Origin of the sequence: Streptomyces sp. AA4 (assembly GCF_000158875.1) — a bacterium.
Lineage (GTDB): Bacteria > Actinomycetota > Actinomycetes > Mycobacteriales > Pseudonocardiaceae > Amycolatopsis.
Window position 1 is genome coordinate 426,319 of the sequence record NZ_GG657746.1, and the last position, 21,629, is coordinate 447,947.

Here is a 21,629-nt window from a genome sequence, read left to right on the forward strand (position 1 = left end):
TCCTGGTACGACCCGCGCGGCGGCGTGGTGGTTCCGGGAGCAGGTCGGGTAAGCTGCGACCGGCCGACGAGGCGCCTTCGCACCCCCCGCTGCAAAGCAACGGGACCACAGGGGTATCTTCATATGTCGTTGTGCGTTGCGGCGCGTCAGCGCTCGGCCCGCACATTACCCACACGCAATGACGACGAGGTAGACCCTTGCCCACGTACAGCCCCAAGCCCGGCGACGTCACTCGTGCCTGGCACGTGATCGACGCCGAGGATGTCGTGCTCGGACGGCTCGCGACCGAGGTCGCCACGCTGCTGCGCGGCAAGCACAAGCCGACCTACGCCCCGCACGTGGACACCGGTGACTTCGTCATCATCGTCAACGCCGAGAAGGTCGCTCTCACCGGTAACAAGCGCGAGCAGAAGTTCGCGTACCGGCACAGCGGTTATCCCGGCGGTCTGCGGAAGCGCTCCTTCGGCGAGCTGCTCGACACCAAGCCCGAGCACCTCGTGGAGAAGGTGGTCAAGGGCATGCTGCCGAAGAACAAGCTCGGCCGCGCCATGGCCAAGAAGCTGAAGGTGTACGCCGGCCCGCAGCACCCGCACGCCGCGCAGCAGCCGCAGGCGCGCGAGATCACCAAGATCGCGCAGGTCGCGCAGTGAGTGAGGAACAGTTGACCAGCACCGAGACCGAGGTCGTCGCTTCGACCGAGACCCCCGCCGAGGCCGTGGCGACCAGCGAGTCCGCCGCCGCCCCGCGCCCGTCGCGTGCCGCCGGTGGCAACGCGCAGACGGTCGGCCGCCGCAAGGAGGCCGTGGTCCGCGTCCGCGTCGTGCCGGGTACCGGTGAGTTCAAGCTCAACGGCAAGTCGCTCGAGCAGTACTTCCCGAACAAGGTCCACCAGCAGCTCATCCGCGAGCCGCTCGTGACCGTCGAGAAGCCGGACTCCTTCGACATCTTCGCCAACCTCAAGGGCGGCGGGATCTCGGGCCAGGCGGGCGCGCTGCGTCTCGCCATCGCCCGTGCGCTGGTCGAGGTCGACGCCGACGACCGTCCGGCCCTGAAGAAGGCCGGCTTCCTGACCCGTGACGCGCGCGCCACGGAGCGGAAGAAGTACGGCCTCAAGAAGGCCCGCAAGGCCCCGCAGTACTCCAAGCGCTGATTTTCAGCCCTGGCGCAACCCTGGAAGCGCCCATCCGTCCATCGGATGGGCGCTTCCGGCGTTTTCGGGGCTGGTTGATGCGTTTTCCGCCACTGGCACGACTGTCTTGGGGTAGGGCAGGGGAGTACCCCTGCCGGGTCCGGCGCTAGGTTTGTCGAGGCCCGGCACGCCCCGAGGCCGGTGAATCAAGACAAGGAGGTCGAGATGGCTCGACTGTTCGGCACCGACGGGGTACGCGGTCTGGCCAACGCCGACCTGTCCCCGGAGCTGGCCCTGTCGGTCGCGGCGAGCGCCGCCCGGGTGCTGGCGGCCCACGACCGTTCGCACCGTCCGGTGGCCGTGGTCGGCCGCGACCCGCGGGCGAGCGGCGAGATGCTGGAGGCCGCCGTGGTGGCGGGCCTCGCGTCGGCCGGTGCGGACGTCCTGCGGCTCGGCGTGCTGCCGACGCCCGCCGTCGCGTACCTCGTGGGTGCGCTCGACGCGGACCTCGGCGTGATGATCTCCGCCTCGCACAACCCCATGCCGGACAACGGCATCAAGCTCTTCGCCGCCGGCGGGCACAAACTGCCGGACAGCATCGAGGACGAGATCGAATCCGGCCTCGACGCGACCGGGATCACCCGCCCGACCGGCGACGGCGTCGGCCGCGTCACCGACGTCCCGGACGCGCTCGACAAGTACATCGAGCACCTGGTCGCCGCGACGCCGCACCCGCTGACCGGCCTGAAGGTCGTGGTGGACTGCGCGAACGGCGCGTCGTCCGCGGCCGCCCCGGAGGCGTACCGCCGGGCCGGCGCCGAGGTCGTGGCCCTGCACGCGGAGCCGGACGGCATCAACATCAACGACAACTGTGGCTCGAACCACCCCGACCTGCTGCGCGCCGCGGTCGTCGAACACGGTGCCGACCTCGGCATCGGCCACGACGGAGACGCCGACCGCTGCGTGGCCGTCGACGCCGCCGGCGAGCTGGTGGACGGCGACCAGATCATGGCCGTCCTGGCGCTGGCGCTCGCCGAAGAAGGCGCGCTGGTGAAGGACACGCTCGTCGCGACCGTGATGAGCAACCTCGGCCTGCACCTGGCGATGAAGGCACACGGCATCACGGTCGTCACGACTGCGGTGGGTGACCGCTACGTGCTCGAGGAACTGCGCGCCTCCGGCCTGGCCCTCGGCGGCGAACAGTCCGGCCACGTAGTCCTCCCCGCCCACGCCACCACCGGCGACGGCCTCCTGACCGCACTGCGCCTGATGGCCCGGATGGCCGCCACGGGCAAACCGCTGGCCGAGCTGGCCTCGGTGATGAACCGGCTGCCGCAGGTGCTGGTCAACGTCCCGGTCGCGGACAAGGCAGCAGTAGCCGGCTCCGCCGAGGTCCGCGACGCGGTCGGCGAGGTAGAAGCCGAACTCGGCGAGGAAGGCCGGGTCCTGCTGCGCCCGTCCGGGACCGAACAGTTGGTGCGGGTCATGGTGGAAGCCCCGGCCCACGCCACGGCCCAGGCAGCGGCGGACCGGCTGGCCGGGGTCGTGTCCGCGGTCTCCTGACCGAACTGCCCGAATCGCTGCGCCCCTCGTCACTCTCCGGGTACATTCCGTAGACGAGTGTCCGGCACCGCCGACGGCTTCCGTGCGTCCAAGGTCCGGAAGCACTGGGCAGTCGAGGAGGGGCGAGCGTGGGGAACCGGCAGAATGTCGATCCGCAGATGCTGGAGACGGCGGGCGGATTCGTGCGGGACGCGGCGAAGGACCGTCTGCAGACGACGCTGCCCGCGTTGAAGCAGATCCAGATCACCGAGGCGGACTTCGGGCGCAAGCACCACGGCTCGTTCCAGCTGTACAAGACCGGGATCGAGGCGGTCGGCAAATGTGTCGACAGCTACGTGAAGGCCTGTGAGGACTTCGGGAACAACCTCGGGTCGGCGAGCAAGAAGTACACCGCCAACGAGGCGAGCAGCTCGGACTCCATCACGAAGAGCGGCAAGCGCTGATGGCCAAGCGCAGCGGGAACTTCCCGACGTTCCAAGAGTTCCAGCAGTTGATGAACGACCCCAGCATCGACCGCAACACCAAACGGGGACTGGCACTTCGCTACTTCGACTACGTCGAGGACGAAGACGACGACGGCGAAGCGCAGAGTTACGGCTTCCAGAGCGACGAAGACCGCAACCACTGGCGCGACTACTACAAGCAGACGCTGTCCATCTCCGAAGGGGACATGGACTGGGAGTGGTCGAGCAAGAGCGACGTCTACGACTGGTACGGCAAGGCGAAAGACGAAGCCGACAAAGGCGCGAAGGCGGCGCAGGACAAGCAGCAGCAGGCCGTTGACGGCGACAAGCAGAAGCTGAAGGACCAAGGGGCCAAGAACACCGACACCGATCCGGGTGTCGCGAACTCGAACGAGATCCTCGACCTCGGCGTCTCGGGCTTGCAGCCGTTCCGGAACCTGCTGCCGCTCTACAACCGCGCCCGCGGCCTCGTCGCGCAGAACCTGCCGGAGCACCCGTTCCAGCCGCACGTCGGCGACCCGTTCGACGAGCAGCGGGACATCCCGTTCGACAAATTCAAGGCCGCCGCCAAGGAATTGACGGACGTCAACGCGTCCATTGTGGACGCCGCGGCGGATCAGGACAACCGGATGGCGACGGTGTTCGCCAACTGGTCGGGCGACGCACGGGACAAGGCCCAGCAGTCCTGGAAGGGGATCACCGACGGCACGAAGACCGTCGAGCAGACCCTGAAGGACGGGGCGGGGCTGATTGACCGCAGCATCGCGTCGATCGCGAAGCTGATCCGGGCGAAATGCCAGTGGCTGCAGGATTACTACATCACCGAGTACCCCAACAAAGGCGACTTCTCGCCGGGCGACATCGACCGGCTGATCCGGGTCGCCGAGATGGGGCGCAACGCCAGCGACGACGACTTCAAGCATTTTCTCCGGCTGATGCCGAAGGACCTGCAAGACACGATCAAAGACGACTGCAACGACCTCAACGACGAGACCAAGGACGCCGGGCAGGAATGGGCCAAGAAGTGGCTCGCCGGGTTCTGCGGCTTCATGGACAAGCATGTCACCAACTGGCAGCAGGTCTGCGAGCACACGCGCACCAGTGTCGACCAGGTGTGGAACGAGCTGGGCGCGTCGTTGGGCAAGGCCCGCGAGGACCTCTTCACCACGTCGTCGAAGCCCGCTGACCAAGGCGGCGGCCAGCAGTCGGACGGAGGCGGCCAGCAGACCGTGCCGTCGTCCTCCGGCGGCGGTGGCAAGGATTCGGGGATGCCGAGCACCGGCGGCTCGGGGCCGATGCCGGCCGCGGCGCAGATGCCCAAGACGCCGGAACCGCCGCAGACCCAGCCGCAATCGGCCGAGGGGCTCAACCCGGTCACTCACCAGCCGCTCGAGGTAGATCCGAAGACTGGGCAGCCGTATCCGATCGACCCGAAGACGGGCGCGGCCCTCAAACCCGAAGAGCCCGAGACGATGACCGTCGAGCACGACGGGCACAAGATCTCCATGTCCGAACCCGGCAAGGACGGGCACATGGGGATCAGCGTCGACGACGGCACTGGCAAGCCGAAGACCTACGACCTCGACTTCGGGGACCAGGCGAAGCCCGGCGCGACGCAACCGCCGGGGACTTCGCTGCCCGGGCAGCAGCATCCGGACCCGGCGACCGGGTTCGGGCCGCAGGGCCACGACGGGGCGCAAGGGACCGGCCAAGGCCACGAGGGAACCCCGGACGCCGCGAAGAACCCCGACGGCACGCAGGGAGCCGGCCAGAAGTACCAGCCGGGCCCGGACGGCAAGATCCACATCCAGGACGGCAAGCTGTCGATCGTGGCCGAGCGGCTGTCCGGGGCCGACGGTCCCACGGTCGTGACGATCGACGACGGCTCGGGACATCCGACGAAGTACACCCTCGGTGACGACGGTGCGCTGAACCCCAGCGGCCACCACTCCGGCGGCGGAGCCGCGGCCGGCGGGCAGGCCACGCCGGGTGTGCCGACGCCTCCCGGGACGCCGGTGCCGGACGCGGCGGCAGCCGCGGGCCAGCCGGTCGTCGCGGCGGCCAACCAGGTCGTTCCGGACCAGGTCGCCGCGCAAGGTCAGCAAATCGTTCCCGAGCAGCCCGCCGCGCAGAGCCACCAGGCCGTTCCGGACCAGCCAGCCGCCCATGAGCACCGGATCATCCCGGGCCAGCCGTCCTCGCACGAACTGCCGGTGACCCACGAGCCGGCGAGCGCGCCCGCCGCGGCATCAGGCCCGGACGAGTCGACGAGTGCCCAGTCGGTGCTCGACCCGTTCTCCTCCGACCCCGGGATCGGCACCGTTCCCCACCCCGGCCTTGGCGACACCGGCGATCCGATGGCCGCCTCGGCAGGCGATGCCCCGCCGACCGACACCTCGCAGCTCGGCACCGCCCCGGTGCACCACGAGGCGAGCGGCTCCGGAACCCCGGCGATGATGGGCGGCGGCATGATGGGCGGGCTCGGCAACGCGCCGGGCGGCGGACAGGAGCAGGAACGTTCGTCGAGCGCGTACCGGGCCGACGGCGGTCTTTTCGGTTCGCAGGCCGGCTCGAACCGGATCAGCGGGTCGCTGCTCGACGACGATCAGCCTGGCCGTTAGAACGGGGGAGGACGCGGTGAGCAGCGAAGACCTGGGGGCGGGGTTCCGCCACAAGATGGCTCAGATCGAACGCGAGGCCGAGGAACGGCTCGCGTTGATCGGCAGCCGGGTCCGGAAAGACCTCAAGGAAAGCAAAGAGGCCAGCGACAAGCAGCTGCGCACGGTCGGCCAGGTGATCGTCCGCGTGCAGGAGAACGCTCGCCGCGCGGCGAAGGCCGGCGGCTGGGTGATGGAGTCGACCGTCGGCGACAAGGCCAAGGGCGAGGTCAGTTTCGGTTTCGAAGACGAGGAAGCGGAGAAGGAACGTCGCGCCGGCTATGTGCCTGCCGAGCCTGCTCCGCAACGGCCCAGCACGCCTCCGCCGGCTCCGGCACCGCCTGCCGCGGCGTCGGGACGGCATCGGCGTGGCGTGCACCACGACGAGGACGACTACACGAACACCGACTGGCTGGCTACCTGACCGGCATCCGCTGATCAGGCAGCCGGTTCCTCGTCCTCCGGAACCTCGATCGGCGCGCGTTTCACATCGGCGTCCAGCAGCGGCAGGTACTTCTCCGTACCCGTCAAATGCGTGAGAAAGAACGCAGTGAACAGCGCCTTCGTCAGCTGCTGCGTCGCGCGCTGCGGTTTGCCCTGCAGCAGCAGCTGGCTCCAGTGCCGGCCCTCGGTCACCGCCAGGTGGGAGGACTTCGACAGCGTCCGCAGCTGCACCGGGCCGGCCCACGCCTGGGCGATGGCGTCCGCGTGGCCGACCGCCGGGGCGACCAGGTCGCCGTCCACCGCCAGGTGCAGGCCGGGGGCGTTGATGACCTTCGCGGCGTCCGTGGCGGGCGGGAAGGTCTGCGCCGCGGCCACTGTCGCCACCGCGCGGACCTTCGGGCGGGCGTCGTCGCCCGCGGCGGCGGACTGGGCGGCTGCCAGCACTGCCGAACCGCCGCCGGTGGAGTGGCCGGCCAGGCCCAGTTTTTCCGGGTCGACGCTGATGCCGTCCGGGCCGAGGCGGACCGTGGTGATGACGTCGAGCGTCGTCAGCAGGTCGCCGGCCAGCAGGCGGTGCGACGGGAGCGGGCCGAGCTGCGTCGCGGGGGCCGCGGCGACCACGCCCCAGCTCGCGAGGTGGTGCAGCAGCTGTCGGTAGCGGGTGGCGGGCTGCAGCCAGCCGTGCCCGAACGCGATGGCCGGGAGGCCGAGGCCTTGGCGCGGGGTGAACACGACGCCGGGCAGTCCGACCAGGGCGAGATTGCCGCGCAAAACCTCGTGCGGACCCGGGTGGGACAGCTCCGTGAGCAGCTGCTTGGGCTTGCTGGCCATGCGCGTGACCTTACTGCCCGTGCCCAGTCCCGGCCCGGTGCGCCACCCCGAGCGGTTTAGGGGTCCGCCGCCACGGTGCGCGAAGAACCGGCCAATGGTTGTCCGGAAGGCCGCTCGCCCAGCTCAGCGGCACTGAAAACCCCGCTCTAGGGACCGGAGTAGGGGACTGGACTTGTCTCGTTACGCTAGTTCGCGTGTGTGGAATCGTGGGATACGTCGGACACCGCCCGGCTCTGGACGTCGTGCTCGGTGGGCTCCGCCGCATGGAATACCGGGGCTACGACTCGGCTGGCGTGGCGGTGCTGGACGGCGCCGGCGCGCTGACCGTCGAGCGCAAGGCCGGCCGGCTGGCCAACCTGGAGGCTCGGCTCGACGAGGTCGGCCGCGACGCGTTCGCCGGCACCGCGGGCATGGGCCACACCCGCTGGGCCACGCACGGGGCCCCGATCGACCGCAACTCGCATCCGCACCGGGACGCCACCGGTCGCGTCGCGGTGGTGCACAACGGGATCATCGAGAACTTCGCCGCCTTGCGCGCTGAACTCGAGGCCGCGGGCATCGAGATGGCCAGCGACACCGACACCGAAACCGCCGCGCACCTGGTCGCTCTCGCCTACACCGAGGGCGACACCAAGGGAGACTTGCCGGCCAGCGTCGCCGCGGTCTGCCGCCGTCTGGAGGGCGCGTTCACGCTCGTCGTGACGCACGCGGACGAGCCGGACACGATCGTCGCCGCACGCCGGTCTTCGCCGCTGGTGGTCGGGGTCGGCGAGGGCGAGCACTTCGTCGCGTCCGACGTCGCGGCGTTCATCGAGCACACCCGCGAGGCCGTCGAACTGGGCCAGGACCAGCTGGTCGTCATCACCCGCGACGGCTACCGGGTCACCGACTTCCACGGCGACGCCGCGCAGGCCAAGCCGTTCACCGTCGACTGGGACCTGTCGGCCGCCGAGAAGGGCGGCCACGAGTACTTCATGCTCAAGGAGATCGAGGAACAGCCCGAGGCGCTGGCGAACACGCTGCGCGGCCACTTCGAGGCGGGCCGGATCATCCTCGACGAGCAGCGCATTTCCGACCAGGACCTGCGCGACGTCGACAAGGTGTTCGTCGTCGCCTGCGGTTCGGCGTACCACTCCGGGCTCGTCGCGAAGTACGCCATCGAGCACTGGTGCCGGCTGCCGGTCGAGGTGGAGCTGGCGTCGGAGTTCCGCTACCGCGACCCGGTGCTCGACCGCGACACGCTCGTCGTCGCCGTCTCGCAGTCCGGCGAGACCGCGGACACCCTCGAAGCCGTGCGGCACGCGCGCGAGCAGAAGGCCCGCGTGCTCGCGGTCTGCAACACCAACGGCGCGCAGATCCCGCGTGAGTCCGACGCCGTGCTGTACACGCACGCCGGTCCGGAGATCGGCGTCGCGTCGACCAAGGCGTTCCTCGCGCAGATCGCCGCGAACTATCTCGTCGGCCTCGCGCTGGCGCAGGCGCGCGGCACGAAGTACCCGGACGAGGTCGCCCGCGAGTTCGCCGAGCTGGAAGCGATGCCGGCCGCGGTGCAAAAAGTACTGTCCACTGTGGAGCCGACCCGCGAGATCGCGCGGCGGATCTCCGATTCGCGCGCGGTGCTGTTCCTCGGCCGCCACGTCGGGTTCCCGGTGGCGCTGGAAGGCGCGCTGAAGCTGAAGGAACTCGCGTACATGCACGCGGAAGGCTTCGCGGCGGGCGAGCTGAAGCACGGTCCGATCGCGCTGATCGAAGAGGGCCTGCCGGTCGTCGTCGTGATGCCGTCGCCGAAGGGCCGCGCGGTGCTGCACTCGAAGCTGGTGTCGAACATCAGCGAGATCCAGGCGCGGGGCGCGCGCACGATCGTGATCGCCGAGGAGGGCGACGAGACCGTGCGCCCGTTCGCCGACGAGCTGATCGAGGTGCCCGCGGTCCCCACGCTGTTGCAGCCGCTGGTGTCCACCGTGCCGCTGCAGGTGCTGGCCGCGGAGATCGCGAGTTCGCGCGGGTACGACATCGACAAGCCGCGTAACCTGGCGAAGTCCGTCACCGTGGAGTAGGGAGCCGCCGCCGTGCAAGGAATCTGGACGACAGAACGGATTCGCGCGGCGGAAGATCTCCTGCTCGCCCGCACCCCGGACGGCGAGCTGATGCGCCGCGCCTCCTTCGGCCTCGCCGCCGAGGTGGCCGGGCTGGCGGCCGAGGACACCGGCGGCGTCTCCGGTCGCCGGGTCGTGCTGCTGGTCGGCTCGGGCAACAACGGCGGCGATGCGTTGTGGGCGGGCGCTTTCCTGCGTCGGCGCGGCGTCGCGGTGGCGGCGGTATTGCTGAAGCCGGAGAAGGCGCACCCGGCCGGATTGGCCGCGCTGCGGCGCTCCGGTGGTCGCGTGGTGTCCATTGCGGACAGTCCACAGTGGATCGAGAAGGCGGACGTCGTCGTGGACGGCATCGTCGGCATTTCCGCTCGCGGCCCGTTGCGTCCGGAAGCGGCCGAGCTGGTCGCGCGGATCGAAGCACCGGTGGTGGCGGTGGATCTGCCGAGCGGCGTCGACCCGGACACCGGAGCGGTCGACGGCCCGCACGTCACCGCCGCGCGCACGGTCACCTTCGGTGCGTTGAAGCCGGTGCACGTGCTGGCTCCCGAGGAATGCGGCGAGGTCGTGCTGGTGGACATCGGCCTGCGGCCCTGGCTCGACGACCCGGATCTGCAGCGCCTCGACCTGTCGGACGTCGCGGAGGCGTGGCCGATCCCCGGTCCGGAGGACGACAAATACACCCAGGGCGTGGTCGGCATCGCGGCCGGCTCGGCGACCTACCCCGGTGCCGCGGTGCTCGCGTCCGGTTCGGCGGTCCGCGCGACGGCGGGCATGGTTCGTTACGCCGGGCACGCCGCGGACGTCGTGCGCTCGCGCTGGCCGGAGATCGTGGCGACCGGCTCGGTCACCGACGCGGGCCGGGTGCAGGCGTGGGTAGTCGGCCCTGGCATCGGCACTGGCGGGGAAGGCCGGGAAATCCTGCGGCACATCCTCGGCCAGGGCGTCCCGGTGTGCGCGGACGCCGACGCCACCACGATCATCGCGAACACCCCCGAGGTCCTCGATGCCCGCGACCCGGACACGCCGCTCGTGCTCACTCCGCACGCGGGCGAGTACGAACGCCTGATGGGCCGCCGCCCGGGCGCGGATCGCGTCGCGGCGGCGCGGGAAGCGGCGAAGAAGTACGACGCTGTCGTGCTGTTGAAAGGCCACTGCACGGTGATCGCCGCCCCGGACGGTCGCGTCGCGGTGAACACCCCGCACGGATCGTGGCTGGCCACCGCCGGCTCCGGCGACGTGCTGACCGGTCTGGTCGGCTCGCTGCTCGCCGCCGGGCTGGACCCGTGGCTGGCCGCCGCGGCCGCCGCGCAGGTGCATTCGCTGGCGGGCGCGCTCGCTGCCGAGGACGTGCCGACGTCGGCGTCCGGTCTGGTCGATGCCATCCCCGCCGCGCTCCGGCTGGTCCGCGCGACCGCATAGTTATCGAGTTACGTGTTAACTCGGCTCTCGATATCTGGTAAGAACAAGATGTGAGTCGAGACACGCCAGGACGGCCGAAGACGCGCCCGTCCGACGCCGCGGTGGAGCAGCGGCGGCAGGAGATCCTCGACTACGTCATCGACCAGGGCGAAGTCCGGATCGACGACCTCACCGCCCGGTTCGGCGTCAGCCTCATGACGATGCACCGCGACCTGGACGACCTCGCCGACAAGCGGCTGCTGCGGAAGCTGCGCGGCAAGGTCGAGGCGTATCCGGCGCTCACCATGGAGACCGCGAGCCGGTTCACGCTGCACTCGGCCGAGAAGGAAGCCCTCGCCGACCTCGCGATCCAGCACGTCGAGCCCGGCCAGGCGGTGTTCGTGGACGACTCCACCACGCTGTTCCCGCTGGTCGAGCGGCTGGCCCGGGTCGAGCGGCTCACCGTCATCACCAACTCGCTGCAGGCCGCGCGGCTGCTGGGCACCGGCGTCGACGTGCTCCTCGCCGGCGGGCGTTACGACCCCGAGTACGACTCCTGCTCCGGCCCCGACGTGCTCGCGCTGCTCGAGCGCATTCGTGTGGACATCGCGTTTGTCTCGGTGAGCGCGGTCGCGGTGGGCCGGCTGTTCCACCCGGTCCGCGACTACGCCGAGCTGAAGAAGGCCGTGCTGCGCGCCGCGAACCGCAACGTGCTGGTGCTCGACCACTCGAAGTTCGGCCGCACCGCGACGTACGCGCACGGCGACGTCGGCGATTACGACCTCCTGATCACCAGCGAAGCCACTCCGACCGAGGAGATCGAGGCGGCGCTGAACGCGGGAACGGCGGTCGAGGCCGCGGAGTACGTCGAGGAGGGGCAGCTTTATGACAGCTGAGCTGGTGGCCGGGGTCGATTCGTCGACCCAGTCGACGAAGGTCGTGGTCTGCGACGCCCGCACCGGCGAGGTCGTGCGCACTGGCCGGGCACCGCATCCGGACGGGACCGAGGTCGACCCCGCAGCGTGGGCGCAAGCGTTTGCGGACGCCACTCGCGACGTCCTCGACGGCGTGCGGGCCATCGGGGTCGGCGGTCAGCAGCACGGCATGGTCACGCTCGACGAGGCAGGCGAGGTGGTCCGGCCGGCGTTGCTGTGGAACGACACCCGCTCCGCGCAGGCGGCCAAAGACCTCACCGAAGAACTGGGCGGACCCGGCGTGTGGGCGAAGTCGGTCGGGCTGGTGCCGGTCGCCAGCTTCACCGTCACCAAGCTCCGCTGGCTCGCCGAGCACGAACCGGAGAACGCCGACCGGGTCGCCCGCGTTCTGCTGCCGCACGACTGGCTGACCTGGCGATTGCTGGGCCGCCCGGAAACGGCCGTGACCGACCGTGGCGACGCCTCGGGCACCGGCTATTTCTCGCCGACGGACAACACGTATCGCCAGGACGTCCTCGCGCACGCGTTCGGCGGCCGCACTCCGGAGCTGCCGACGGTCCTCGGTCCGTCCGACGTCGCCGGACACACCAGCGACGGCATGCTCGTCTCCGCGGGCACCGGCGACAACATGGCCGCCGCCCTCGCGCTCGAACTGGCCCCGGGCGACGCGGTGATCTCGATCGGCACCAGCGGCACGGTTTTCGGCGTCACCGAGACCGGCGCGGCGGACGCGAGCGGCCTGGTCGCCGGATTCGCCGACGCCACCGGCCGGTTCCTCCCGCTGACCGCCGCCCTCAACGCCGCCCGCGTGCTCACCGCGGGCGCGGCGATGCTCGGGGTGGACCTGGCCGAATTCGACCGGCTCGCGCTGGCCGCCGAACCGGGCGCGGGCGGGCTCACGCTGCTGCCGTACCTCGACGGCGAGCGCACCCCGAACCTGCCTGGCGCGACCGGCTCGCTGCACGGGCTGACCAGGGCGAACATGACGCCGGAGAACGTCGCGCGGGCGACTGTCGAGGGCATGGTCTGCGGGTTGGCCGCCGGGCTCGACGCGGTGCGCGCGCAGGGCATGGACGTGAAGCGCGTGCTGCTCATCGGCGGCGGCGCGCAGTCCGCCGCGGTGCGGGCGATCGCGCCGATCGTGCTCGGCCTGCCCGTCGTGCTCCCCGAGGTCGGCGAGTACGTCGCGCTCGGGGCCGCTCGACAGGCGGCTTGGGCGCTCGCGGGCTCCGCCGAACCGCCCGCGTGGACCGGAACCAAGAACCAGCTCGTGTTGGACGGGCCGACCGGGGCGCTGCGCGCCGCGGGCATCGAGATCCAGCAACGCCACCTCGAGGCGCGCGAGGCCGCGCACGGGGTTTCCGCGAAATTGGGAGAGGACTGACCGATGGCCAGCATCACCTACGACAAGGCGACCCGGCGCTACTCCGGGACCGAGCGTCCCGCCGTCGACGCGCTGGACCTGGAGATCGCCGACGGCGAGTTCCTCGTGCTGGTCGGGCCGTCGGGCTCGGGCAAGTCCACCGCGCTGCGGATGCTCGCCGGACTGGAGGACATCGACGAGGGCACGGTCTGGATCGGCGACCGCGACGTCACCCAGCTGCCGCCGCGTTCGCGCGACATCGCGATGGTGTTCCAGAACTACGCGCTGTACCCGCACATGACGGTCGCGCAGAACATGGGCTTCGCGCTGAAGATCGCCGGGCGGCCGGCGTCGGAGATCAAGCAGAAGGTGCTCGACGCGGCGAAGCTGCTGGACATCGAGCAGTACCTGGACCGCAAGCCGAAGGCGTTGTCCGGCGGTCAGCGCCAGCGCGTCGCGATGGGCCGCGCGATCGTGCGCGAGCCGCAGGTCTTCCTGATGGACGAGCCGCTGTCGAACCTCGACGCGAAGCTGCGCGTTTCGACCCGTACGCAGATCGCCGCGCTGCAGCGCCGGCTCGGTGTCACCACTGTCTACGTGACCCACGACCAGGTCGAGGCCATGACGATGGGTGACCGCGTCGCGGTGCTGTCGGACGGGCTGCTGCAGCAGTGCGACACCCCGCGCGCGCTGTACGACCGGCCCGCAAACGTTTTCGTCGCGGGCTTCATGGGCTCGCCCGCGATGAACCTGGTCACCGCGAAGCTCACCGCGGACGGCGCCGAGGTCGGCGGCATGCGGGTGCCGCTCAAGCCCGAGGTCCGGTCCGCGGCCGACGGCGACACGGTCACCATCGGTTTCCGCCCGGAGGCGCTGGAGGTCACCACCGACAGCGAGGGCGCGCTGCCGATCAAGGTGGAGCTGGTCGAGGAACTGGGCTCGGACGCGTACATGTACGGCAAGCTCGGCGCGGGCGTCGCGGAGAGCGCCGAGGGTTCGTCACGCAACGTGGTCGCCCGCGTCGACCCGCGTACGCCGCCCGGCATGGGCGACACCCTGCACCTGCGGATCCGTCCGGACGAGCTGCACGTGTTCTCCGGCACGTCCGGGCAGCGTCTCTCCTGAGCCGATAGCGTGGGAAACTGGCAGTCGTTATGACTGCCAGTTCTCCGCACGCCGAGACGGTGATCGATCTCGGCGCACTGCGGCACAACGTTTCCTTGCTGGCCGCCCGGGCTCCCGGCGCGGCCGTGATGTGTGTGGTCAAGGCCGACGGATACGGCCACGGCGCGGTACCCGTCGGCCGCGCCGCGGTCGAAGCCGGCGCGAGCTGGCTCGGCACCTGCTCGCTGCAGGAAGCCCTCGACCTGCGGGCCGCGGGCCTGTCCGGGCGGCTGTTCAGCTGGCTGGACGTGCCCGAGCTGGACTTCACGCCCGGCATCGAGGCGGACATCGACCTCGGCGTAAGCTCCCTCGGTGAGCTGGCCCGCGTCGAAGCCGCGGCGGAGCGGGCCGGAAAACGCGCCCGCGTGCACCTCAAAATCGACACCGGGCTGTCTCGCAATGGCTGCCCTCCCGCTGCCTGGCCTGAGCTGGTCGAAGCGGCGGCCAAAGCGCGTGGCGTCGAGGTCGTGGCCATCTGGTCGCACCTGGCCTGCGCCGACGAACTGGGGCACGCGTCGATCGACGCGCAGGCGAAGCTGTTCGCCGAGGCGTACGACGCGGCCCGCGCGGCCGGTCTCGACCCGATCCGGCACCTGGCCAACTCCGCGGCCACGCTGACCCGGCCCGACCTGCACTTCGAACTCGTCCGCCCGGGCATCGCGATGTACGGCCTCAACCCGGTGCCCACCGACGACGACCTGCGCCCGGTCATGACGTTCCGGTCGACCGTGGTGCTCACCAAACCGCTGGCGGCCGGGGAATCCGTCTCCTACGGCCACACCTGGACCGCGCGGGAGGACACCACGCTCGCGCTCGTGCCCGTCGGATACGCCGACGGGGTGCCGCGCACGCTGTCCGGCCGGATGGACGTCTGGCTGGGCGGGAAACGGCGGCCGGTCGTCGGGCGGATCTGCATGGACCAGCTCGTGGTCAACGTCGGCAACGAGGACGTGCCCACCGTCGGCGACGAGGTCGTGCTGTTCGGCGCGGGCCGCTCCGGCGAGCCGACCGCGCGCGAATGGGCGGACAAGCTCGGCACGATCGACTACGAGATCGTCACCTCGATGTACCGGCCGCGCGTACGCCGCCGGTACGTGGGGGAGCGGGCGTGACTCCTTCGACGCGGCTGTGGGCGATCGTCGGCGGAGTCGGAGCGGTAGTCACGGGTGCGGCAGCGGCAGTTGTCGCGTCGCAGCAACGCAAACCGACTGAAGACCCGTTCGTAGACGAGCCGTTGGGCGAGCTGAAGCCGGACCGCACGTCCACTGTCGCGGCTGAAGACGGTACGCCGCTGTCGGTCGAGGAGATCGACCCCGGGGACGACGAAGAGCCGGAGCTGACTCTCGTCGGCGTACACGGCTTCGCGCTTTCGCGGCGCTCGTGGCACTTCCAGCGTCGAGACTTCGCTTCGCTGCGACTGCCGCGCGTACGCCAGGTCTACTTCGACCATCGCGGTCACGGTCTGTCCGGCGAAGCGTCTACGGAGACGTCGACGATCGAACAGCTCGCGCACGACCTCGACAGCGTGCTGCGCGCGTTAGTGCCCGAGGGGCCGATCGTCCTCATGGGACATTCCATGGGCGGCATGGTGATCATGGAACTGGCCGCGCAACGGCCAGACCTCTTCGAGGACCGCGTGTGCGGCGTTGCCTTCATCGCGACCGCAGCGGGCGAAGTCGGCGCGCGCGGGTTGCCGCGGCCGTTGCTGTCCAAGTACAACCCGCTCACGCGTGGTGTCGGAGAGCTGGCCGGATGGCAACCCGGGTTGGTGGAGTTCGTCCGCGCGGCCGGGGGCCAGCTGACTCGGCAGGCAGTGCGGCGGCTCGCGTTCGGCAGCCGTGATGTCTCGCCTCGGCTGGTCGACTTCATGCTGGAAATGCTGGCCGTCACGCCGGTGCGCGGGCTGATCAACTTCGTGGACACCCTCGGCAGCCACAATCGCTACGCTGTGCTGGCCGGGCTGAAACACGCGCACGTGCTGGTCATCGGCGGCGACTCGGACCGCTTCACGCCGTTCGCGCACGCCGAGCGCATCGCCGAGGAGCTGCCGGACGCCGAGCTGGTGCGCGTGCGCGGGGCCGGGCACATGGTGCAGCTCGAACAGCCTGAGCTGGTGAACAGCCATCTCATCGACCTGCTGCAGCGCTGTGCGGGCAGCGCCGCGCCGAACCGGCGAAACTGGTGGTGGACAAGGTGATTCTGGAAACCCCCGAGGACACGATGGCCTTCGGGCGGACACTGGGCGCGGCCCTGCGCGCGGGCGATGTGGTGCTGTTGGACGGTCCGCTCGGGGCCGGGAAGACGACGCTGACCCGCGGGATCGCGGACGGTCTCGGCGTCGGCGGGCGGGTCAGCTCGCCGACCTTCGTGCTGGCGCGGGTGCACGAAGCCGGTGCGGCCGGAGTGCCGCTGATCCACGTGGACGCGTACCGGCTCGGCGGCGATCTGTCCCAGTTGGACGACCTCGATCTGGACACTGACCTGGAGTCGTCCGCGGTGGTCGTCGAATGGGGCGAGGGCAGCGCGGAGCGGCTGTCGGAGGACCACCTGGTCGTTCGCCTGACCCGGCACGACGACGACACCCGGACCGTTGTCCTGGAACCGCACGGCTCGTGGACCACCCGGGTCGCCGAACTGCAAGCGGCGTAGCGCTCGCCGTCCGGCAATCCTCTACGACCCGGTTTTCGACGGTTCCTTCGTCAGCGCGTGGTTGAGCGCGGTCAGGAAGGCCAGCAGCCGAGGGCCGAAGCGACGCAGGTCATTGTCCTGTTCGACGCCGCCGTACCAGGAGAGGCCGGCCTGGCCGTCGGCGTCCGGGTCCAAGTCGGCGAACGCGCCGAGCCAGCGTTCGGTGTCGCCGAGCACCACCGCGTACGGCAGAGAACGGGAGAACACCATCTCGCGGTCCGCCGGGCGTTCGATGTCTTCCGCGCGCACCCGGTGCAGGTAGCGCAACAGCCCGCGGATCTGGCCGGCGACCGCGCGGCCGCGGGCGGTGCGGGACGGCAGCAGCGCGCGAGCCGCGGCGAGACCCAGGCCGGCGAGCGCGACCGCGACGCCCAGCAGCGCGTGCCCGACGGTGAACGAAAGCACCGCCGTCGCGACCAAGCCGAGCACGAACAGCAGGATGCCGGGCAGCGCCAGCACCCCGCGCGCGGTGTCCGGACGACGCGAGAACCATTGGCTGGCAACGGCGTCCCGGTACATCGCGTCCTGGATCGGTGCCGCGTCGAGATCGTTCAGCCGGGACAACAGGACGGTGTCGGCGCCTTCCGGCAGCAGCGTTTCGTAGACCACCCGCTCGAAATCGCGCAGGTGCTCGTCCGGCGGGTTCCGCCGGGAGATCTGCCAGTCCGGCCCGGGAAGCTCGGCCAGCCACAGGTAATTCCGCACCGCCAGATCGACGACGGTGGCCGCGATGTCCACCGGGTCCACCGACTCGTCCATCACGGTGCCGATCTGCCCGGGAAGCACCCCGTCCGGAGAAGCGAACCAAGTTCGGCCGTTTTCCTGCAACAGGACTTCGATTGTGGTATCGCCGGCGCTGGTCGCGAGTTCGTCTTTCTTTCGGAGCCGCCATACGAATAGCGCGAGGGCAATCAGCAAAACGGCAACCGCGGCGAATCCGATGACGGACGGCAAGGTGAGCGAGAACGCCGCCGCCAATGCGCTGGCCGGCACGAAATCGGCATTCGCCGGCGCGGTGCCCGGCGGCAGTCCGACAGACAGTTCCATTCGCGCGCCCGGCGGCAAATCGTTCTGCTGCAGCCGCAGCACGCCGGTGTGGTCGACCTCGGACAGCGTGCACGGCTGGTTCGCGCCGATCGAACAGGTCACCGGCGCCATCTGCCGGGCCGGGGCGAGGAAGGACGCCTTGATTTCCTTCACCGGCCGGTCGAAGCCGCCCGCGACGAGGGCGCGCACCTGCTGGCCGCCGCCCTGGTCGGCGAGGGCGCCGGCGAGTGTGTAGACGACGGTGGATTCGCCCGCGCCGAAGGTGAGCGTGAACTGGTCGTCGGCCTGCGCGACGGCGCTGCCGCCGATGGCCTTCGCGTCCCGCACCGTGTAGCGGAGGTCCTGCCCGTCGTCAGCGGGCAGCCGCAGCGGCAACGTGGACACCAGTCGCTGTCCACCTGGGACAGTCACCTTCTCGGTGACTTGGAAGCCGCCGTCGCGCAACAGTTTCAGTGCGATTTCCGCAGTCGCTTCGGGGGACGCTTGCGCATTCTCGGAATGCCGCCCGGTTCCGGAGAAGGCTGCCGCCGGACTCGGGCCGGATAGCACCGCCAATGCCGCGATCGCCGCCGCGGAAACCCATTTCCTCGCCACGGCAGCAGAGCCTAGAGCACACCGGCTAGGCTGGGCGCCCCGGCAGCGAAAAAAGCCGGATTACGCGAATCACGCAATCGCAGGGGGAACGATGACCTGGCCACCGCAAGGCGGTCCTTATCCGGTTCCGCCGGGAACTGCCCCGCTCCCGCCGCCGCGGCCGCTGCCGCCGGGTGCCGGGATGCCCGGCGGTGGAACGGCGGGGCCGGGGATGCCGCCGGGACAGCAGTTTCCGGGCGGGCCGCCGCTTCCGCCGGCGCCGCAGTTCCCTCCCGGGCCGCCGTTTCCCGCTGCCGGCCCGGTAGTTCCGTTGCCGCCGCCCGCCGTGCCGCTGCCGCCACCGCAGGTCGCTCCGGTGCCGGGACCATTCGCCGCGTCCCCTGGGGCGCCCGCGCCGGCGTTCGGTCCGGACGCCCGGCTCGACGGCTATCGCACCGCGCGCCCGCCGAAGAAATCGCACGCCGGGGTGATCGTGCTGGTGTCCGTGCTGGGGGCGATCGTGCTGGTCCTCGGGGGACTGGCAGCGCTCGGTTCGGCCGTGCACAAAGACAAGCGCGTCGACGCGGCGAGCACCCCGCCGCCGACGTATTCCTCGATCTCCAGGGAAATGCCGTCCACTCGGTACCCCACCGAAAGAAGCACTTCGACCACGACCGCCTCGACAACCAGGGAAACCCGCGAAACCACCAGCGGCTCGGAACCGGCGTCCGAGGCCCCGCCGGCGCCTCGCGGTCCGCGACCGGTGAAGGAGACCGCGCGGAACCCGCTGTTCGCCAGCGCCGACGCCGGATTGCGGAACGTGGCGTGCACGCTCAGCCGCTGGAGTTCGGACCGGGCCGGCGCGGAACGGTTCTTCCAGTCCGGCATCCGCTGCCTGGACACGGTGTGGGCGCCGGTGCTCGGTGACGCCGGCCTTCCGTTCGAGAGCCCGAACCTGGTGGTCGCGCAGTCCGGCCAGATGCAAAGCCCGTGCACTTCGTCCGGTGACAATTTCGCCGCCTACTACTGCCCGACGAACGAGACCATCTACATGCCGATGGACAAGCTCCAGATCGAGGACTACGGCGCGCATCCCGGCATCTACCTCGCGGTGCTGGCCCACGAATACGGGCACCACGTGCAGAACCTGTCCGGCGTCGAGGACGCGATGAGCGAACAGCGGTACGACGCGGGCGCCGACTCCGCCGCCGGGCTGGAGCTGTCCCGCCGTCTGGAACTGCAGGCGCAGTGCTTCTCCGGCATGTTCCTCGGTGCGTCGTCGAACGCGGGCGGGTCGATCGACCGCAACATCTACAACGAGGCCTGGAACTCCGAGGACCGCGGAGACCACGGCGACGGTCCTCGCGACCACGGCACCGACGAGCACTCCGCCGCCTGGTGGCGCCAGGGCGCGACGAAGAACCGCACCCAGCAGTGCAACACCTGGGCGGCGAACTCCTCCGACGTGGCCTGAACGCCGTGAAGGACTCCTTGAGGGAATCAGATTCCCTCAAGGAGTCCTTCACGGATCGTCAGGCGGTTACTGGCTGGCCCTGGCCGCAGCGTCCTCCGAAGCGGACAGCGCCGGAGCAGACCCCAGCAGCGGCTTCTTCGCGGTTTCCTTCAGCTTCAGCAGCGTGAGCACGCCGACCACGCCCGCTATCATCAGGTAGTAGCCGGGCCACTTGAGATCCCCGGTCGCCAGCACCAGTGCGCTCATCACCAGCGACACCGTCCCGGCGAACGCGGACACGAAGATGTTGAACGAGATCGACAGCCCGCCGTAGCGGATCTCGGTCGGGAACAGCGCGGGCAGCGTCGACGGGCAGGTCGACGAGAAGCAGATCAGCAGCAGTCCCATGAGGACCAGGCCGAGCAGCACCGAGATCAGCGAGCCGCTCTTGAGCAGCAGCACCATCGGAAGGCCGAGCACGATCAGCCCGCCCGCGCCGACCCACAGGATCGGCTTGCGGCCGACCTTGTCGCTGAGCCTGCCCAGCAGCGGGATCAGCAGCACGCCCAGCCACAGCACGCCGATCTGCAGCCACTCCGCCGCGGTCGCCGAGATCGCCTGCCCGCCGTTCGCGGACATCGTGCGGTCGTCCTTGAGGTAGGTCGGCATGTAGCTGGTCAGCATGTAGTTGGTGACGTTCCAGGTCACCACGAGGCCGCCGGCCAGCAGCATCGTCGGCCAGTACTTCGTGAAGATCGTGCGCACGACGTGCTGGGACTGGGCGTCCTCGCGCTTGCCGGATTCGTCGAGCAGCTGCTGGAAGGCCGGGGTCTCCTCGAGCTTCGTCCGGAGGTAGACCCCGACGATGCCGAGCGGAAGCGCGACCATGAACGGGATCCGCCAGCCCCAGGTGTCCATGAAGGCCGGCGTGGAAACCAGCGGGAGCACCGACGAGACGGTCGCGCCCAGCGCGTACCCGATGAAGGTGCCGAACTCCAGGAAGCTGCCGAAGTAGCCGCGGCGGCGGTCCGGGCTGTACTCGGCGATGAACGTCATCGCGCCGGCGTACTCGCCGCCGGTGGAGAAGCCCTGCAGGACCCGCGCGCAGACCAGCAGGATCGGCGCGGCCAGGCCGATCGAGGAGTACGACGGGATCAGTCCGATGAGGAACGTGCCGGTCGCCATCAGGATGACCGTCACCGCGAGCACCTTGGTCCGGCCGATCTTGTCGCCGAGCGGACCGAAGAACAGGCCGCCGAGCGGGCGCACCAGGAACGCCACCGCGAAGGTCGCGAACGTCGCGAGCTGGGCCAGCGCGGGATTGCCGGGCGGGAAGAACTGCGCCTCGATGGTGGTGGAGAGGTAGCCGTAGACCCCGAAATCGAACCACTCGGTGATGTTGCCGACCGCGGCCGCGCCGACCGCCCGGCGCATTGTCGCGTCGTCCGTGACGGTGGCGCCGCCCGACGGCCCCCTCCCGTCTGCTGCCTCTGTCACATCGCTCCCTTCGCGTTTTCAGGACTCACTGCGCAGAGCCCCCGCCATCACCTACCGCGAGCGGTCCAAAGCCTAACGTGATGCGTCTCACTCCCGCTCGGGGGTAGCGGAGGTAACGCAGACCGGGGAGCATGCGTTGTAGCAGGTAGATACCTGTAAAACCCCATCAACTCGCTCGCGTCTGCCAGCGGATCACCCGGATTCGCCGACGGCAGTGACGTGCGCAACCCGTGAGGAGGAGCCGCAATGACGGCAGTATTCGTGGCCATCGCAAGCTGTGCAACCGCGGGAGTCGCTGTAGCGGCCACCCTCGCGTCCTACGCGCAGCGC

Annotated in this window: 18 protein-coding genes; 15 read left to right on the top strand and 3 right to left on the bottom strand. The window is 70.2% G+C overall.

The features are described 5' to 3' along the window. Nucleotides 1-197: 197 nt before the first annotated feature. From rplM to SSMG_RS02165, 6 genes are all read left to right on the top strand, one after another. Complete coding sequence (gene rplM / locus SSMG_RS02140; RefSeq protein WP_009072361.1) at nucleotides 198-650, top strand: 50S ribosomal protein L13; 453 nt, start codon at nucleotides 198-200, stop codon at nucleotides 648-650. Further along, nucleotides 647-1,150, top strand: coding sequence for a 30S ribosomal protein S9 (rpsI, locus tag SSMG_RS02145; RefSeq protein WP_086024859.1), 504 nt, complete (start codon nucleotides 647-649; stop codon nucleotides 1,148-1,150). Before rplM ends, rpsI begins: the two co-directional genes overlap by 4 nt. 204 nt (nucleotides 1,151-1,354) lie before the next feature. Next, entirely contained in the window at nucleotides 1,355-2,692 is a 1,338-nt protein-coding gene (gene glmM / locus SSMG_RS02150) for a phosphoglucosamine mutase (RefSeq protein ID WP_009072363.1), read from the top strand. A gap of 128 nt (nucleotides 2,693-2,820) precedes the next feature. Continuing rightward, a complete protein-coding gene (locus SSMG_RS02155; protein WP_009072364.1) occupies nucleotides 2,821-3,135 on the top strand; it encodes a hypothetical protein in 315 nt (104 codons plus the stop codon). Beyond that, complete coding sequence (locus tag SSMG_RS02160) at nucleotides 3,135-5,777, top strand: hypothetical protein (RefSeq protein WP_009072365.1); 2,643 nt, start codon at nucleotides 3,135-3,137, stop codon at nucleotides 5,775-5,777. Before SSMG_RS02155 ends, SSMG_RS02160 begins: the two co-directional genes overlap by 1 nt. Nucleotides 5,778-5,793: 16 nt before the next feature. Next, complete coding sequence (locus SSMG_RS02165; RefSeq protein ID WP_009072366.1) at nucleotides 5,794-6,237, top strand: hypothetical protein; 444 nt, start codon at nucleotides 5,794-5,796, stop codon at nucleotides 6,235-6,237. A 14-nt stretch (nucleotides 6,238-6,251) separates the two neighbouring features. Here the strand turns inward: SSMG_RS02165 and SSMG_RS02170 are convergent, their stop codons facing one another. Further along, a complete protein-coding gene (locus SSMG_RS02170) occupies nucleotides 6,252-7,088 on the bottom strand; it encodes a dienelactone hydrolase (protein WP_037712288.1) in 837 nt (278 codons plus the stop codon). A gap of 194 nt (nucleotides 7,089-7,282) precedes the next feature. Here SSMG_RS02170 and glmS point away from each other — a divergent pair, with 194 nt between their 5' ends. Genes glmS through tsaE form a run of 8 tightly spaced genes read left to right on the top strand, consistent with a single transcriptional unit; the run spans nucleotide 7,283 to nucleotide 16,690 of the window. Then, nucleotides 7,283-9,145, top strand: a complete 1,863-nt coding sequence (gene glmS / locus SSMG_RS02175; protein ID WP_009072368.1) for a glutamine--fructose-6-phosphate transaminase (isomerizing) — start codon at nucleotides 7,283-7,285, stop codon at nucleotides 9,143-9,145. Nucleotides 9,146-9,157: 12 nt separating this feature from the next. Further along, nucleotides 9,158-10,600, top strand: coding sequence for a bifunctional ADP-dependent NAD(P)H-hydrate dehydratase/NAD(P)H-hydrate epimerase (locus tag SSMG_RS02180; RefSeq protein WP_009072369.1), 1,443 nt, complete (start codon nucleotides 9,158-9,160; stop codon nucleotides 10,598-10,600). A 50-nt stretch (nucleotides 10,601-10,650) separates the two neighbouring features. After that, nucleotides 10,651-11,475 carry a DeoR/GlpR family DNA-binding transcription regulator gene (locus tag SSMG_RS02185; protein WP_009072370.1) on the top strand — a complete coding sequence of 275 codons (825 nt, stop codon included), beginning with the start codon at nucleotides 10,651-10,653 and terminating at the stop codon, nucleotides 11,473-11,475. Then, complete coding sequence (xylB, locus tag SSMG_RS02190) at nucleotides 11,465-12,898, top strand: xylulokinase (RefSeq protein ID WP_009072371.1); 1,434 nt, start codon at nucleotides 11,465-11,467, stop codon at nucleotides 12,896-12,898. The genes SSMG_RS02185 and xylB overlap by 11 nt, the downstream gene beginning before the upstream one ends. A gap of 3 nt (nucleotides 12,899-12,901) precedes the next feature. Further along, nucleotides 12,902-14,002: an ABC transporter ATP-binding protein gene (locus tag SSMG_RS02195; RefSeq protein ID WP_009072372.1), complete on the top strand. Its 1,101-nt coding sequence runs from the start codon at nucleotides 12,902-12,904 to the stop codon at nucleotides 14,000-14,002. A 29-nt stretch (nucleotides 14,003-14,031) separates the two neighbouring features. Then, on the top strand, nucleotides 14,032-15,153 hold the full coding sequence (gene alr / locus SSMG_RS02200; RefSeq protein WP_009072373.1) for an alanine racemase: 1,122 nt from the start codon (nucleotides 14,032-14,034) through the stop codon (nucleotides 15,151-15,153). Beyond that, nucleotides 15,150-16,238, top strand: coding sequence for an alpha/beta fold hydrolase (locus SSMG_RS02205; RefSeq protein ID WP_009072374.1), 1,089 nt, complete (start codon nucleotides 15,150-15,152; stop codon nucleotides 16,236-16,238). The genes alr and SSMG_RS02205 overlap by 4 nt, the downstream gene beginning before the upstream one ends. 2 nt (nucleotides 16,239-16,240) lie before the next feature. Further along, complete coding sequence (gene tsaE, locus SSMG_RS02210) at nucleotides 16,241-16,690, top strand: tRNA (adenosine(37)-N6)-threonylcarbamoyltransferase complex ATPase subunit type 1 TsaE (RefSeq protein WP_286157017.1); 450 nt, start codon at nucleotides 16,241-16,243, stop codon at nucleotides 16,688-16,690. Between the two features lie 21 nt (nucleotides 16,691-16,711). Here the strand turns inward: tsaE and SSMG_RS02215 are convergent, their stop codons facing one another. Further along, complete coding sequence (locus SSMG_RS02215) at nucleotides 16,712-18,160, bottom strand: hypothetical protein (RefSeq protein ID WP_353611743.1); 1,449 nt, start codon at nucleotides 18,158-18,160, stop codon at nucleotides 16,712-16,714. Nucleotides 18,161-18,725: 565 nt separating this feature from the next. Here SSMG_RS02215 and SSMG_RS02220 point away from each other — a divergent pair. Next, a complete protein-coding gene (locus SSMG_RS02220; RefSeq protein WP_199785756.1) occupies nucleotides 18,726-19,823 on the top strand; it encodes a neutral zinc metallopeptidase in 1,098 nt (365 codons plus the stop codon). Nucleotides 19,824-19,889: 66 nt separating this feature from the next. Here SSMG_RS02220 and SSMG_RS02225 read toward each other — a convergent pair whose 3' ends face one another. After that, nucleotides 19,890-21,299 carry an MFS transporter gene (locus tag SSMG_RS02225; RefSeq protein WP_009072379.1) on the bottom strand — a complete coding sequence of 470 codons (1,410 nt, stop codon included), beginning with the start codon at nucleotides 21,297-21,299 and terminating at the stop codon, nucleotides 19,890-19,892. Nucleotides 21,300-21,629: the final 330 nt, after the last annotated feature.